Consider the following 15258-nt stretch of genomic DNA (forward strand, 5'->3'; position numbering starts at 1 on the left):
ATACTATTTAGAAGATTTATGCTTTCATTACTTCTTTTGATAAGGAAGAATGCAAATCAAAATGAGTTACCCATAATTTCTAGAGAAAGCAAAGTTCTATTCATTAGATTGAATAGAATTGGTGACGCACTTGTTACAACCCCACTGCTAAAAGAGATCAAGGAACAGATTGGCTGCAAAGTTTATGTATTGGCAGGTAGTCAGAACTACTTTATCTTTGAAAATCCAAACTTAGCAGACGAGCTAATAATCTACCGTAAAAGTATTCATGGTATTCGAACTTTAATTAAAATGGTAAATAGGTTCGAATTTGATGCTATCGTTGATTTGCATGACGATGTATCATCAACAGTAAGCTATTTAATTGCATTTGCTAAAAGCAAATACAAATTTGGTCTCAAAAAAAAGAATGCTAAGCTTTATACTCATACCGTTCTCAAATTGGACCCGTCGAAATACCATGTTGTAAATAGAATGTTGGAATTTGGAAAACTTTTTGGATTAAAAATAAACCCGGATAAAATAAATATATTCTTTGAGCCGAAGTTAACTTCTTCTAAATCTGCAGAAGAATTTGTAAAAAATAATTACTCTGCAAAGAATTTCTTAGTTGGTATAAACATTTCAGCCGGCAACGAGGCAAGGTTTTGGGGAGTGGCAAATTATAGACTTCTCATTGCAGAATTGTCAACTTATGATGTTAATGTGCTTTTGCTCTGTTCCCCAAAAGATTTGAATAATGCTTCACAGATTTCGAATAATAATATTCCAATATTTTACCGCCCAACATTTGATGAATTCTGTGCAATGATTCCGTTAATCGACTTTTTGTTTACTCCGGATACTTCTATTGTTCATGTTGCTTCTGTATTTCAAAAACCATTGTTCGGGCTTTATGTTAAATATAACACAACTGATAAGATCTGGTCGCCTTATAAATCTGAATATGAAGCCATAATAACCGAAGAACCAACATTACAAAACATTACTTTTGAGGAAGTAAAAAATAAATTCATTCCATTTTTTGAGAAAATCTATATAGAGAAGGAAAGAAATGAATAAACAAGCTCCAAACTGTAAAAACTTTAATGGATATAAGCCTTGTTTTCCGGATCATAATTGTTGGGAAGACGGATGTAAAGAAATGAACCCGATTGGAACAAAAATTTTAATTATAAACCTTGATGCGATGGGAGATGTCTTAATGACGACTGCCCAGCTTCAATCAATCAAACGGAAATATCCTGTATCTACAATCTATTGGATTACGCTAAAGGTTGCATCAGGATTACTTGAGAACAACACCTACATCGATAGAGTACTAGTTTTTGACTTTGAATCATTATTGATTCTTCAGTCTTTAGATTTTGATATCGTCATGAATGTTGATAAATCAATTCGCTCCGGTGCTTTGGCAATGCAAGTAAAGGCAAAAGAACGTCTTGGTTTTGGAATAAACTCTAATGGACAGATAATACCGCTGAACAATGGCGCTGAATACAATTACCGTCTTGGTATGGATGACCACCTGAAATTCAAAGTAAACAAAAGATACGGGCAGGACTATCTTGCTGAGACATTTGAGCTCGATTATAACCGGGACGACTATGTTTTTAATTTTACAACTGCCGAGAATGATTTCATAGAGAAATACAAAAATGAAATTGGTGTAAGGGAGAATGATGAAATAGTTGGTTTTAATACCGGCTGTTCTCTTCTATTCCCAAACAAAAAAATGACAATAGAGCAGCACGTTGTATTGATAGAAAAGTTCTTAAGTTATAATCGTTTTAAGATTATGCTCCTTGGCGGTCCGGAAGACGAAGAGAGAAATAAAGTAATCGCCGAGAATTTTAAAGGACGGATAATAAATACTCCAACACATGACGGTGTCCGAAAAGGAGCTTGTTATGAGAGTATTCCACAATTAATTATTACAGGCGATTCATTCGGAATGCATCTGGCAATAGCATTAAAAAAATATGTGATCGCATGGTTCGGGTTAAGTTGCTGGACTGAAATTGACTTATATGATAGAGGCGTTAAGTTGTTTCCAGAAAATCTTTTCTGCGCGCCTTGCTGGAAAAAAGTTTGTCCTTATAATCTGGAGTGCATTCAGATGATTGACCTCGAAAGGATAGTAAATGAATCCTTGACATTTTTTGATAAGCAAAAAAATGAATCGAAGTAGAATTGACCTCATCGCAGAGTATGAATCATTAAAACGACCGTTATTACTAGATGGCGCGATGGGGAGTCTTTTACAACAGAAGAATATACCTCTTCATAAATATCTTTGGTCTTCTATAGCTAACATAACTCATCCTGATGCAGTTGTACAAATTCACAAGGATTACATTGATGCGGGAGCAGAAATTATAACGACGAATACATTCCGTTCAAATCCAAATGCTTTCAATCAATCCAATCTTCATATCACAAATGAAGAGTTTATCCGCTGCGGAGTGCAATTGGCATTTGACGCTATTGAAGAGAAACAAATTTTAGTTGCTGGTTCGAACGCACCCGCTGAAGATTGTTATCAAATAGAAAGATCAATTACCCAAAATAAATTAGATTACAATCATAAGTTACATATTGAGCAACTCTGGGAAAGCGGTTGTGATCTAATCTGGAATGAAACGCAAAGTCATTGGGATGAGATTAAGATCATTTGCGATTTCTGTTCTGAAAACTCCTATCCATTTACCGTAAATCTATACTTCAATGATGAGCTAAAACTTTTGAGCGGCGAACCGTTGAATGAAGCAGTCGAATTTATTTCTGAATTTTCACCAACTTGTATTGGATTCAATTGCGTTACTCCGCAATTGTTAAATAAATATTTTGAAAAAAATATTCCTCCTAAAAAATGGGGATTTTATTTTAATTGCGGTGGAAGTGAACATTCTGATGCAATTATAAAATGTGTACTCGATCCACTAAGTTATTCGATTGAAATTAAACAATTATTAGAGTTGAATCCGATGTATGCAGGATCTTGCTGCGGCTCAAATCCAGATCACACCCGTGCAATCAAGGTTATGTTTGATGAATTATATCGAAATTAAAGCTCCGGCGAAAATAAATATTGGATTATCAATTCTCTCTAAAAGAGAAGATAGTTTTCATAATCTTTCAACACTCTTCTACCCTATCTCGGATCTTTTTGATATTTTGATTTTCGAGCAGGCAAATCATTTTGAATTCTACTGCAATTCAGATTTGATTCCAAAAGACCACTCTAATATTGTAGTGAAGGCAAAAAATCTTCTGGAAGAAGTTTCTGGAAAAATAATAAGGGTAAAAATTGAACTTAAAAAATTTATTCCGTCGCAAGCGGGTCTTGGCGGAGGAAGTTCAGATGCGGCTGCTACTTTAATTTCGCTTAATGAAATGTTTAGGCTGAAACTTAATCATGAAAAATTAATTGCTCTGGCTTTGGAGCTTGGTTCTGATGTTCCGTTTTTCATAAAATCAAAACCGGCAATTGGTACCTCTCGGGGTGAAATTCTTAATTACGTAGACTTTGAAATAACCGAACCAATATTAATTATAAATCCCGGAATTAATATTTCAACAAAAGAAGCATTCCAGAATATCTCTCCCATCAATTTTCAGTTCGATTTTAATTCAATTGTGAAAGAAGGGAAAATAAATTATAACATTATCAAAGAAGTGATCAAAAACGATTTCGAAAAGTATGTGTTTGAGAAATTTCCAGTGATTGAAGAAATTAAAAATAAGTTGTATGAATACGGGGCATTTTTTGCTCTTCTTTCTGGCTCCGGTTCAACAGTATATGGGATATTTCCGAACCTTAAATTAGCAGAGAAGGCAAAAGCTAAAATGTCTAAAGAATATTTTAGTTTTCTAAGTAATCCTCTTTCGTGACTTCAAAAATATCATACTCGTTTTGTTTATAGCTAATAGGAATAATAATTTCAAAATTTGTTCCGGGTCTATTTTCTTGAGTCAAACGTGAGGGACTTGTAACTTTTATTACCCCGCCTAGTTTTTCCACAATCTCTTTGACAATAGCTAATCCCATTCCGCTTCCCTCGTGTATGGTTTTATTGATATTGGAAGCTCTGTAAAATTGTTCAAATATTTTATCAATGTCTTTTTGTGGAATTCCAATCCCGTTATCACAAACTTCTAAAGTAAATCTATCAGCATTAGAGTCTAATCTAACTTCTATCGTTCCCTCATCTTCAATATATTTTAGCGCATTCGAGATCACATTTGAAACAACCAGCTCTAAAAGTATTTTATCGGATTTTATGATTAGCTGTTCGTTTGTATTATCGATAAAAATCATATTGATTGATTTATCTTTTGCCAATTCACTGAAAGTATCAAGTAGATTCTTAATGAAGACACTTAAATTAATCTCATCGGTAAGATTAATTTCCAGTAATCTAAGTTTAGAAATGTTAAGAATGTTTTTGATAAGTTGCAGTGCTTCCTCAGTTCTAAGTTCAGCACGCTGAATTTTTTGTTCAACTAACTCACTCACGGTTCCTACATAACCATTCTTTATTAATTCTAAAATAGAATGAACAGCCGCAATGGGTGTTTTAATTTCATGAACGATTCCGATAGTATATTTTTGCTTTGCAATCTCAGCCTCATTAAGCTTTTCTAATGATGAACGCAGCTGTTGTTCCCGCTGGTATAGTTGGTGCGCAATTTTATTAGCAATGTACACTGAAATAAATAACATTATTGCGAAAATTATTACAAAGAGAATATCATAAGTTAAGGTATGCGGCTGGGAGCCAACATAGAGTCCGGGAATAAAATGGTGCTGTATCCAATTTAGTTTTTGAAATAAAGTCAGAGTAGCGAACACACAACTAATTAATCCTGCAGTGAGATATATTATATAACCGGGTAAAATTAAACTGCCAATTATCATATGAAAGATAAAAAACATGTAAAGCGGAGATTCAATTAGACCTGTGTAATAAACCAAAAGCATTAAAGCGGTTAAATCCAAAATCATCTGGATAAGTGAAAGATGAAGTCCATTAAATTTACCGGGATCGGTAGAAACATATTTCCGAATTGAATGAACAAGTACATTGTAGAGGAGAATTGAAATATTAATGCCGTTAATGGCAATTATTTGGTCAATTGAAAATTCTAAGTGAAAAAGAAATTGTCCAGTAATAAAAAAACCGAATAGTACAACAGAGGCGAGGTATCTTAGCCGTATAAACCAGAGATTACGAGTCTTTATTGCCTTCCAAAATTCGCCATAATGATAAGTCCACTCTGGTACAAGATTTAGCATATATATTCTAAAGAATTAATAATCTTGCGTTGAGAATCACAATTAATATAGGCAGATTGTAATTTAAAGTAAACGAATCTCATATCAGTGTAGTGAAAAAAGAGATTCCTAAAATAATTAGTAGGGCTCCAATAATTATTGAAGTCTGCCATCTGGCAAAATTCAATGTCCACCCAATACCAACTCGTTTAGGGACAAAAACTTTCTGGTTCTCAGAATCGAAATAAAATATTCCAAATTTCCAATTTGATCTATCGTCTGAATCATCATTCATCTTCTTTTCCAAAATAAGGAAGGGCTCAATATTTTGAGCCCTTCCTTACCAATTAAACTATGTATCTACCGCGAGGTGTATAATGAGTATGAAGTAATTCATGAGATTTATGTCCGCACGGACCATCGGTCAAGAACTCTTCATAAATCTGAACTACGTGTGGATTTTCGTGCGACTTACGAAGCTCAAGAGATTCATCTTCAGCATAAATTGCCTTGGCTCTTAACTTCCGAATTTCAGGAGTTGTTGGAATTGGTTGTCCACCGCCACCTATACAGCCACCGGGACAGGCCATAAATTCTATGAAATGACATTCTGAAAATTTACCGCCTGCTTTTATATCATCCATAATTTTTTTAGCATTTGCAGTACCATGAGCCACTGCTATTTTCAAAGTTGCTCCTTTAAGCCAATCCCAATTAGGTACTAAATGTTTTAGTATCTCCGGAACCGGACCGACTTTATCACCAATTGGAATTTCCATATACTTAACACCATCAAATCCGCGTAATGGAATAATATTTGCGTTTGCAAAAATGTCCTCAGCTTTTTTACCTAAAACGAATTCGACAACCGACCGGATCGCTGCTTCCATAACACCCCCAGTAGCACCGAATATTAATCCAGCGCCGGATGCTTCACCGAATGGATTATCGAAATCACTCTTAGGCATTTCCGGCAAATTGATTCCTGCTTCTCTAATCATTTTAGCCATTTCGCGTGTTGTTAAGCCGTAATCAACATCTCTAAAACCGCTATCATTCATTTCCGGTCTGTTGCATTCGAATTTTTTAGCAGAACACGGCATCAATGCAACGGATACAACATCAGCAGGATCAATACCAACCTTCTGTGCATAAAAGGTTTTAATGAGTGCGCCGAACATCTGTTGAGGAGATTTGGCTGAACTTAAATTGTCAATATATTCCGGATAATAATGTTCAAGGAATTTGACCCAGCCAGGTGAACACGATGTGAATTGCGGAAGTGCGACTTCTTCTTTTTGAACGAGTGCTTTATATAAACGAAGAATTAATTCTGTCCCCTCTTCGATGATTGTTAAATCGGCTGTAAAATTGGTATCAAATACTTTATCGAAACCAATTCTCTTAAGCGCTGTATTTAATTCTCTTGTCATTGAATGACCTGCACCTAATCCAAATTCTTCTCCAATTGCAGCTCTTGGTGACGGAGCCGTCTGAATAATAACATGTTTTTTAGGATCGTCAATAGCCGCCCAAATTTCATCAGATGGATCGTTAGCTCGTAAAGCAGCAGTTGGGCACCGGTTAATACATTGCCCGCAATTGATGCAAATTACATCGCTCAATGGTTTATCTAAAAATGTACTGATATGAGTTTTGTCTCCTCTGTCTACAGCTTCAAGAACACCTACTTCCTGAAGATCAATACAAGTTCTAACACAACGTTTACAGAGAATGCATTTACTCATATCTCTAATAACGGAATATGAAGATTTATCAATTTCATACTTTGGTTCTGTAACATGACCGTAAGTGTAACTATCAACACCATACTCTTTAGCAAGAGCTTGCAATTCACATTTACCATTTCTAAAACATGAATAACATTCGCCGTAATGTTCACTCAACATTAAATCTATAATATTTCTTCGTGCCTTTCGAACCATTGGCGTTGAGGTCTTTATTTTCATTGGTGCAGTGATTGGGTATGCACAAGATGCTTGAAGTGTTCTCATCCCTTCAACTTCTACAACACATATTCTGCAAACTCCGGCTACACACAAATCCTCATGGTTACACAAAGTTGGAATACTTATGCCGCTCATCTTGCACGCTTCAAGAATTGTGGTTCCAAGCGGGACAGTAATTTTCTTTTCGTTTATTTCAACCGTAATGGTTCCGCCGATTGTAGTTAAATCAGTAGGTTTTTCAATCGTCAACGGTTTTTGACTAACCGGCGCTCTCAAATTATCTTTACTTTCCATTGTGTCCTCCGTTACCGTTGAATATTTCTTCTTTAAAATTTTCTAATATTGAGATGAATGAGTTGGGGCTCGATTGCCCTAATCCACATTTAGATGCAACCTGCATCGTACGTCCAAGATCTTTTAACTGATTGATATAAGCAAATGTGAATTCGTTTTTTTCGATCATCCTTACACCTTCGAGCAATTTAACATTTCCTATTCTGCATGGTGTGCATTGCCCGCATGATTCTTCAACAAAGAACTCCATAAAATTTTTCAAAACATGGAGCATATTTCTACTTTCATTGAATATCATTATTGAACCGCCGGTTGCGGCATCTTCATATGCAAGCGTCCGTTCAAATTGAGATTTAGGAAGACAATTGCCGGAAGCTCCGCCAACTTGGACAGCTTTTGTATTTTTTGCGCCGACTAATTCTAAAAGTTCGGATATTTTTGTACCCCAAGGTAATTCATAGACACCTGGTTTTTCACAATCGCCGGAAACAGAAAACAATTTAGAACCAGAGGATTTATCAGTCCCGTGTTTTCTAAACCACTCTCCGCCTTTGTTTACGATGTGCGGAATAGAAGCTAATGTTTCAACATTATTAACTGTTGTTGGTTTTCCCAGGTAGCCGGTGGTTACTGGAAATGGAGGTCGGTTTCTTGCTTCACCTCGGTTTCCTTCAAGCGACTCAATTAAAGCTGTCTCTTCTCCGCAAACATAAGCGCCGCTTCCCATTCTGATACCGATTTCAAAGTCGAATCCTTTCTTTCCGAGAATATCACTGCCAAGCAGTTTATCTTTTTTCATTGCTTCAAGATAATCTTCCAAAGATTTTTTCATGTATTCGTACTCACCGCGCAGGTATATAATTCCTTTCTTGGCTCCAATAACATATCCGGCAATTACCATTCCATCAAAAACTAATTCGGGGTATTCGAGAAGCAGAACACGGTCTTTGAATGTTCCCGGTTCACCCTCATCTGCATTGCAAATAATATATTTTTCATCAGAATTTGCGGCGGCTACCATCATCCATTTTGTAGCAGTTGGAAAACCAGCTCCGCCTCTCCCTTTTAATTTCGATTCGCGAATTTCAAATAGTATATCTTCTCGTGACTTTGCAATTGCTTTTTTAATTCCATCTCCGCGTTTGTAGTCAGAGAATAAAACAGCTCCTTTTCGTTTATTCTTTTCCATAATTATTTCACCTCGCTAAGAATTGAAACAGCAGATTCGGGAGAAATTTTTGAATAGACTCTTTCATTTACTAATAGAGCGGGTCCTTGATCGCACATTCCTAAACAATTCACATATTCAAGAGTGAATTTATTGTCTTTCGTTGTTTCGCCGAATTTTATTCCAAGTTCTCTTTCGAGAGCTTTAGCAATTGCAGTTTTACCAGCCATATCGCAAGTGATAGTTTGGCATAGTCGCACAATATTTCTTCCTTTCGGTTGTGTGTTGAGGAATGAATAAAATGAAACAACGCTGTAAACTTCAACCGGATGAATACCGAGTAAGCGGGCAATTTCCTGTTGAGCAAAATCCGGAATGTATTTATGACTTCTTTGGATATCTTGAAGAATCGGCAAAAGCGATGAACGATCTTTGCCGTATCTATCGACAAGAATCTCGATCTCTTCGGTCATAGCATTTTTTTCTAGTACTAGCATTATCGTTTCTCCTCAACTTTTTGTAACAAACTTTCTACTTTTTTTACAAGTTCATCCGGTGAAATTGGTTTTTCTACAAAATCATCTACAGGAACCATTTCGTTCTTTCCGAATTCAAATCCGATTGCTTTTGATACCGATGTGTACATTAGAATCGGTGTCATAATTTTTTCTTTACGGAATCTTTGTGCAAGAAAAAATCCATCATCCGGCTCATCCATCATAACATCAAGAATAATTAAATTTGGATTTTTCTCTTTTACAATTTTATAACCGTCACTCGGGTTAGTGGCGGTTATTACATTGTATCCTTTCGATTTCAATACCAAACTGCTCGCGTCAAGAATATCCGGGTCGTCGTCGATAATTGCTATAAGTGCCATTATGCTCTCCATTTGTTAATTAATATTTATGGGTAAAATAACTGTGATTGATGTTCCTTCACCATAAGTCGATTCTACTTCAATTTTACCATGATATGAATCTACAATTCTTTTTACAATTGTAAGACCAAGCCCCGTGCCGCTTATGCCGCGTGTTAAATCATTTTTTATGCGGTAAAATTCATTGAATAGTTTTTTCTGTTCTTCCTCTCTCATTCCAATTCCGGTATCTTTAATTCTTATAGAAATGTAATTTTTCTTCGTGAAGATGTCTATTAATATTTTACCGCCGATCTTGTTATACTTAATTGCATTACTTAAAAGGTTGGTCAATATCCTCGTAATTTCGTTTTGATCAGCTTTTATTAACGGTAAATCTTTTTCGATTGTAGAGACTAATGAAATGTTCTTCTTTTTAAGTTCTAGTTCTAAAAGTTGAACCGTATTATGAAGAATTTCATGAAGATGAATCTCTTCTATTTCACGTTGTTTAGTCTTTAATTCCATACGAGAGATATCGAGTAGATCATTAACTAATTCTTTAAGATTATTTAAGCGAACAACAGAACGCTTCAAATAATCTTTTTCTTTTTCTTTATCAATTACTATCGTATCATCCAACAGAATATTTAAAAATCCTTGAACAGCAGAAAGAGGAGTTTTTAATTCATGCGCTACCATTGATACGAACTGCGATTTGATCTGCTCTATTTTCTTGAATTGTGTAATATTGCTTAAAACAATTACTACACCAGCAATGCTGCCGTCCGGATGAGGAACCGGTGTGCATGCCGCTTCTATCACTAATTCATTATTCGGCAGCAGTTCAATCTGGATAGAATAAGTTTTGAGAAGGACTTTATCTGCGGAAAGAATATTTTTTATTATTTCAATTATTTTTTCCGGAAGTTTTTGAATTGCCGTATCGCCGATTTTAAGTTCAGAAATATTTAGGAATTTTAGGGCAGCGTAATTGAAATAAACTACTTCTCCAACTCTGTTAATTACAAGTACTCCATCGCTTATGGATTTAATAATTGCATTGAGACGTGATTTTTCATAAGCAATTACTAAAAGATTTTCCTCACTCTCTTTTTTAAGTCTTTCGGATTCAATAATTAATTTTCTTTGTTTAACTCCAAGTTCAACTTGATATATTAACTCTTCAGGAGTAAAAGGTTTGGGAATATACCCGAAAGCACCCAAACGTGTGGATTGGATTGCCGTATCATAACTAGCGAACGCGGTTGCAATAAAACAGACAGTGTTCGGTCTGGTTAATTTTATTTGTTTCAAAACTTCAAGTCCGTCTATATCAGGCATCTTTAAATCAATCACGGCAACGTCATAATTATTTGAGATTCCGAGATGAATTCCAGATTTTCCATTTTCAGCTGTTTCAACAATATAACCTTCATCTTCAAGTAAACGCTGGGCACCAAGGCGTAATCCTTTTTCGTCATCAATAATCAAAATATTTTCTTTTTTCGTATTCAATTTATCAACAAGAATTTAAATGTTTTCGACTGCGTTATAATTTTCTAGCTTTGCAATCAGTTCTTCAATAACAACAGGTTTATTCAAGATCCCATCGCTCTTAATCCATTCTTTTTCTTCAGGCGATGACGAACTGAATTTGAATCCCGTTTCATAAGTTGCCGATGTTAAAATAAATACCGGGATTTTTTTGCCAACTTCTGTTTTTTTTATTTTGTAACAGAGAATAAATCCCGAATCCATCTGTTCCATAATAAGATCAACTATTGCTGCATCCGGTTTCTCTCTCTGAAATATTTTATATCCATCTTCACCGCTTTCGGCAGTTACTACTTCAAATCCTTTTGCTTCAAGAAGGAGTTTATTTTGTTCCAAAAGATCAATATCATCATCAACCAAAAGTATTTTCTTATATTTTCCTGCTATCATAATGTCCTCGCTAATTCATATTTGCAGTTTGTGACTGCAATTTCTTGGGAAGTCTTATAGTGAAAGTTGTTCCCTTTCCATCAACACTTTTAACTTTTATATCACCATTATGCATTTTAATAATTCCGTATGTTATTGCTAATCCAAGACCTGTGCCTTTTCCTATTTTTTTTGTAGTAAAAAATGGAGTAAATATTTTATTTAAATTTTCTTCCGGAATTCCACATCCTGTATCAATGATGTCAACAATTACATTTTCATTACTATTAAGAACATTTACGGTCACTAGTTTAATCGGACTAGATTCAATTGCTTCACACGCATTTACAATGAGGTTCAGAAAGACTTGCTTTAACTGATCAGCATCACCTTCAATTTTCAATTCATCCGATAGTTCATTTAATGAGAAAGAAATCTTAAAGTAATCTGGATTTGCTTTTAAAGTCTTGATAATTGTCGAGATCATTTCTGCAAGATCCACTGTCGATATTTTTATCTTTCCTTGACGGGCAAAATTGAGGAGATTTGAGACAATATTTTTACATCTTGTTGCTTCATCCATAATAAGTCTTAAATCATCGCTGCTCTGTTGATCACCGGCATTTTTATCAATTTTTCTCCTCAACATTGAAGCGTATAACATTATTGAACCGAGCGGATTGTTAATTTCATGTGCAACGCCAGCTGCCAACTGTCCAATTGATGCAAGTTTCTCAGCGCTATGAAGTTGAACTTGTGTTTCCTTCAACTCTTGATATGCAAGTTCCAACTTATCTATTAAAAAGGGTAAACACATATCTTCTTCCGCTAGGTCTTTTGCAATTGCTATTGCATACTCGCGGCATGTTGGATATCCACACGAACCGCAATTAAGTTCGTCTGTTTTAGAGAATTTATTTGTACTCGTGAGAATTGCCTTTATATCTTCTTCGCTTGGCATTGGGCGCCGTTGGCTCTTTGAGTGGAACTCACGAGTTAAATCAATCTCGCGGCTATTGTATAAATTACTTTTCCAAACATTTTTATCAAACGCATTTATATTATCGTTTATAAAACCAATTACTTTTTCTCTGCGAGAATAGTAATTTAGATCAGAATCAATTGCGGGACCGTTGATGCAGCCTTCACAAAAAAGAATATCGATGAATTTCGATTTTAAATTCCCATTTTGAATTTCATCCATAATCTCAACTACTCTGTTTTTTCCTTCAACTACTATAATTTCTTTATGAAGTATATCACTGGAGATATTTGCCGTTTTCAACAATCCGCCCGTCAACGGGAATGATTTACCCATGTAAGCATGCGGAGCGTCAAGTTCTGTTTCCATCAATTCAGATATGTCGATATGAAGCGTTTCAAAAATTTCTTTTAATTCTTTGAATGTGAGAACTGCGTCAATCACCCCAATCACTTCATCATCTATATATTCACTTTTCTTTGCAACACAAGGACCTATGAAGACGATTTTTGTTTCATTGCCAAAATTTTTCTTGATGTACCGTCCCATTGCGATCATTGGTGAAACAACTTTTGCCAGATTAGGAACAATTTCCGGATAATATTTTTCGATCAAATTATAAACTGCAGGACATGGCGAACTAATAATTGTTCTATCGTCGGTGTGATCAAAATATTTTGTGTATAAGTCGCTTACCAAATCTGCACCAAAAGCAGCTTCCATCACTGAATGGAATCCAATCCTTTTCAGCCCGGATGCAACTTTGGAATAATTTAGAGGAAAAGATGACGGAAACGATGGAGCCAGTATAGCAACGGCTTTACCGTTAGGAATTATCTCAGTCAACACTTTGTCAATATCATTTAAGATTTTTTTTGCGTTTTGTGAACAAACTTTCACACAATGACCGCAAACAATGCATCTTTCTTCGATCACTACGGCTTGACCATCTACAACACGGATAGCTCGTGCTGGACATTCTCTAATGCAAGAGTAACATCTTTTACACCGCTGACCTATGGTACTAACTATTCCATGTGACATTTATTTACCGAGTAAAATCTTTTTCCGATCAACATATTCAGTATGAAGAATTTCATGTGAGATATGACCATTGGGTTCTCCAAGAAATTCCTTGTACAATTTTTTAACCGATTCATTTTCGTGAGATCGTCTATGTTTCATTTTAGAATCGATTTCGTATAAAGCTTGAATGCGTTTCTCTACTTTTTTATTTTTTTGATGTATTGGCTGTCCGCCGCCATTGATACAACCACCGGGGCATGCCATCACTTCTATAAAATGATATTTTGAATTTCCATTTTCGATGTCGTCTAAAACTTTTCCAACATTCCCGATTCCGTTGACAACTGCAACATTTAATTCTAGACCATCAACTAAAACTGTACTCTCTTTAATTCCTGAATTGCCTCGTACATCAATCAGCTCAATATTGTCAAGTTCTTCACCAGATAATTTGAAGTATGCCGTCCTTAGAGCGGCTTCCATCACTCCACCGCTTGTACCAAATATTGCCGCAGCTCCGGTCGATTCTCCGAGAGGGCTATCAAATTCTTCTTCTGCCAGATCATTAAAATCAATCCCGGACATTTTGAATAGTCTAACTAATTCACGAGTCGTTAATACTGCATCAACATCCGGTATATGTTCTTCTGTTAATTCTGCTCTTGTTGATTCATATTTCTTAACTGTGCAAGGCATAATAGAAACTATAAAAATATCTTTCGGGTCAATGCCCATTTTTTTAGCATAATAAGTCTTGAGGAGGGCTCCTTCCATCTCGTGTGGAGATTTACACGAAGAAACATGATCTAATAATTGGGGGCGGTTTTGTTCAATATATTTTACCCAGCCCGGGCAACAACTTGTGAACATCGGCAAGGTCTTTCCAGATTGAATTCTATTAATTAATTCCGATGCTTCTTCTATGATTGTTAGATCGGCAGCAAAATTAGTATCAAAGACTTTTTTGAATCCAAGCCGTTTTAAACCGGTTATAATTTGACCCGTTACATTTGTACCGAGAGGTAAATTATATTCTTCTCCAAGAGATGCTCTAACAGCGGGTGCAATTTGAGCAACGGTAAATTTCTTCTTATTATTTATTGCGCTCATAACTTCTTTTGAATGACTCTTTTCTCTAAGAGCAGCAGTAGGACAGACAAGAATACATTGACCGCATAGAATACAATCGCTAACATTAAGTCCTTTATTAAATGGTGTCGTTACATTGCTTGTGAAACCGCGATGTGTAAAATCTATGGCGCTTATTTTTTGAAGCTGTCCGCATACACGAACACATCTTCCGCATAAGATACATTTAGCCGGGTCACGTTCCATAGAAGGACTTGAGATATCAATAGCATGATCTTTCGTTTCGCCAACATAGCGGTGTTCCCTAATGCTGTACTGTTCTGCTAAATCTTGCAGCTCGCAATTTTTATTTCTAACACAAACCAAACAATCTTGAGGATGATTTTCTATCAGAAGTTCAATAATTGTTTTTCTAGCAATTCTAACTCGTGAAGAATTTGTCTCGACTTTCATTCCTTGCATAACCGGGTAAGCACATGATGGTGTTAAGCCTCTCATACCATCAACTTCAACAACACAAAGTCTACAAGCCCCGGTGGGGAAATACCCTTTCATATGACAAAGTGTTGGGATGTGAATACCAACAGACTTTGCCGCATCAAGAATTGTCATACCTTCTTCGGCTTTAATTTTTATATTATTTATGGTCAAATCAACCACTTCATT

General features: G+C 35.6%; 14 protein-coding genes. 4 read left to right on the plus strand and 10 right to left on the minus strand.

The annotated features are described in order from the left end of the window. The first annotated feature begins 18 nt into the window (after nucleotides 1-18). From NTX65_01350 to ispE, 4 genes are read left to right on the plus strand one after another with little or no spacing between them, the layout of a single operon-like run. Complete coding sequence (locus tag NTX65_01350; GenBank protein MCX6167957.1) at nucleotides 19-1062, plus strand: hypothetical protein; 1044 nt, start codon at nucleotides 19-21, stop codon at nucleotides 1060-1062. After that, on the plus strand, nucleotides 1055-2191 hold the full coding sequence (locus tag NTX65_01355; protein ID MCX6167958.1) for a lipopolysaccharide heptosyltransferase family protein: 1137 nt from the start codon (nucleotides 1055-1057) through the stop codon (nucleotides 2189-2191). Before NTX65_01350 ends, NTX65_01355 begins: the two co-directional genes overlap by 8 nt. Next, a complete protein-coding gene (locus NTX65_01360) occupies nucleotides 2178-3071 on the plus strand; it encodes a homocysteine S-methyltransferase family protein (protein ID MCX6167959.1) in 894 nt (297 codons plus the stop codon). The genes NTX65_01355 and NTX65_01360 overlap by 14 nt, the downstream gene beginning before the upstream one ends. Further along, complete coding sequence (ispE, locus tag NTX65_01365) at nucleotides 3052-3894, plus strand: 4-(cytidine 5'-diphospho)-2-C-methyl-D-erythritol kinase (GenBank protein MCX6167960.1); 843 nt, start codon at nucleotides 3052-3054, stop codon at nucleotides 3892-3894. The genes NTX65_01360 and ispE overlap by 20 nt, the downstream gene beginning before the upstream one ends. On the opposite strand, the gene NTX65_01370 is transcribed toward ispE, so the two are convergent. The 10 genes from NTX65_01370 to NTX65_01415 form a co-directional block, all read right to left on the minus strand. Continuing rightward, a complete protein-coding gene (locus NTX65_01370; protein MCX6167961.1) occupies nucleotides 3866-5299 on the minus strand; it encodes a HAMP domain-containing sensor histidine kinase in 1434 nt (477 codons plus the stop codon). The two genes, ispE and NTX65_01370, sit on opposite strands and share 29 nt — an antisense overlap. 79 nt (nucleotides 5300-5378) lie before the next feature. Next, the gene (locus NTX65_01375) at nucleotides 5379-5573 is read right to left on the minus strand and encodes a DUF5808 domain-containing protein (protein MCX6167962.1); all 195 of its coding nucleotides are present in this window, start codon (nucleotides 5571-5573) and stop codon (nucleotides 5379-5381) included. Nucleotides 5574-5625: 52 nt separating this feature from the next. After that, nucleotides 5626-7542, minus strand: a complete 1917-nt coding sequence (locus NTX65_01380; protein MCX6167963.1) for an NADH-dependent [FeFe] hydrogenase, group A6 — start codon at nucleotides 7540-7542, stop codon at nucleotides 5626-5628. Further along, nucleotides 7532-8731 (minus strand): iron hydrogenase, encoded by a 1200-nt coding sequence (locus NTX65_01385; protein MCX6167964.1) that lies wholly within the window; start codon nucleotides 8729-8731, stop codon nucleotides 7532-7534. Before NTX65_01385 ends, NTX65_01380 begins: the two co-directional genes overlap by 11 nt. 2 nt (nucleotides 8732-8733) lie before the next feature. Further along, on the minus strand, nucleotides 8734-9207 hold the full coding sequence (nuoE, locus tag NTX65_01390; protein MCX6167965.1) for an NADH-quinone oxidoreductase subunit NuoE: 474 nt from the start codon (nucleotides 9205-9207) through the stop codon (nucleotides 8734-8736). Next, complete coding sequence (locus NTX65_01395) at nucleotides 9207-9590, minus strand: response regulator (GenBank protein MCX6167966.1); 384 nt, start codon at nucleotides 9588-9590, stop codon at nucleotides 9207-9209. The genes nuoE and NTX65_01395 overlap by 1 nt, the downstream gene beginning before the upstream one ends. 15 nt (nucleotides 9591-9605) lie before the next feature. Next, nucleotides 9606-11087: an ATP-binding protein gene (locus NTX65_01400; protein MCX6167967.1), complete on the minus strand. Its 1482-nt coding sequence runs from the start codon at nucleotides 11085-11087 to the stop codon at nucleotides 9606-9608. A 15-nt stretch (nucleotides 11088-11102) separates the two neighbouring features. Then, nucleotides 11103-11516: a response regulator gene (locus NTX65_01405; protein MCX6167968.1), complete on the minus strand. Its 414-nt coding sequence runs from the start codon at nucleotides 11514-11516 to the stop codon at nucleotides 11103-11105. Nucleotides 11517-11526: 10 nt separating this feature from the next. Continuing rightward, nucleotides 11527-13521, minus strand: a complete 1995-nt coding sequence (locus NTX65_01410) for an ATP-binding protein (protein MCX6167969.1) — start codon at nucleotides 13519-13521, stop codon at nucleotides 11527-11529. Beyond that, nucleotides 13522-15252: an NADH-dependent [FeFe] hydrogenase, group A6 gene (locus NTX65_01415; protein MCX6167970.1), complete on the minus strand. Its 1731-nt coding sequence runs from the start codon at nucleotides 15250-15252 to the stop codon at nucleotides 13522-13524. Between the last annotated feature and the right edge of the window lie 6 nt (nucleotides 15253-15258).

It is taken from the genome of Ignavibacteriales bacterium (genome assembly GCA_026390795.1).
Lineage (GTDB): Bacteria > Bacteroidota > Ignavibacteria > Ignavibacteriales > Melioribacteraceae > Fen-1258.

Coding starts and splice junctions, on each gene's coding strand:
- NTX65_01350 (MCX6167957.1), top strand. CDS start 19: ATGCTTTCATTACTTCTTTTGATAAGGAAGAATGCAAATCAAAATGAG.
- NTX65_01355 (MCX6167958.1), top strand. CDS start 1,055: ATGAATAAACAAGCTCCAAACTGTAAAAACTTTAATGGATATAAGCCT.
- NTX65_01360 (MCX6167959.1), top strand. CDS start 2,178: ATGAATCGAAGTAGAATTGACCTCATCGCAGAGTATGAATCATTAAAA.
- ispE (MCX6167960.1), top strand. CDS start 3,052: ATGAATTATATCGAAATTAAAGCTCCGGCGAAAATAAATATTGGATTA.
- NTX65_01370 (MCX6167961.1), bottom strand. CDS start 5,299: ATGCTAAATCTTGTACCAGAGTGGACTTATCATTATGGCGAATTTTGG.
- NTX65_01375 (MCX6167962.1), bottom strand. CDS start 5,573: ATGAATGATGATTCAGACGATAGATCAAATTGGAAATTTGGAATATTT.
- NTX65_01380 (MCX6167963.1), bottom strand. CDS start 7,542: ATGGAAAGTAAAGATAATTTGAGAGCGCCGGTTAGTCAAAAACCGTTG.
- NTX65_01385 (MCX6167964.1), bottom strand. CDS start 8,731: ATGGAAAAGAATAAACGAAAAGGAGCTGTTTTATTCTCTGACTACAAA.
- nuoE (MCX6167965.1), bottom strand. CDS start 9,207: ATGCTAGTACTAGAAAAAAATGCTATGACCGAAGAGATCGAGATTCTT.
- NTX65_01395 (MCX6167966.1), bottom strand. CDS start 9,590: ATGGCACTTATAGCAATTATCGACGACGACCCGGATATTCTTGACGCG.
- NTX65_01405 (MCX6167968.1), bottom strand. CDS start 11,516: ATGATAGCAGGAAAATATAAGAAAATACTTTTGGTTGATGATGATATT.
- NTX65_01410 (MCX6167969.1), bottom strand. CDS start 13,521: ATGTCACATGGAATAGTTAGTACCATAGGTCAGCGGTGTAAAAGATGT.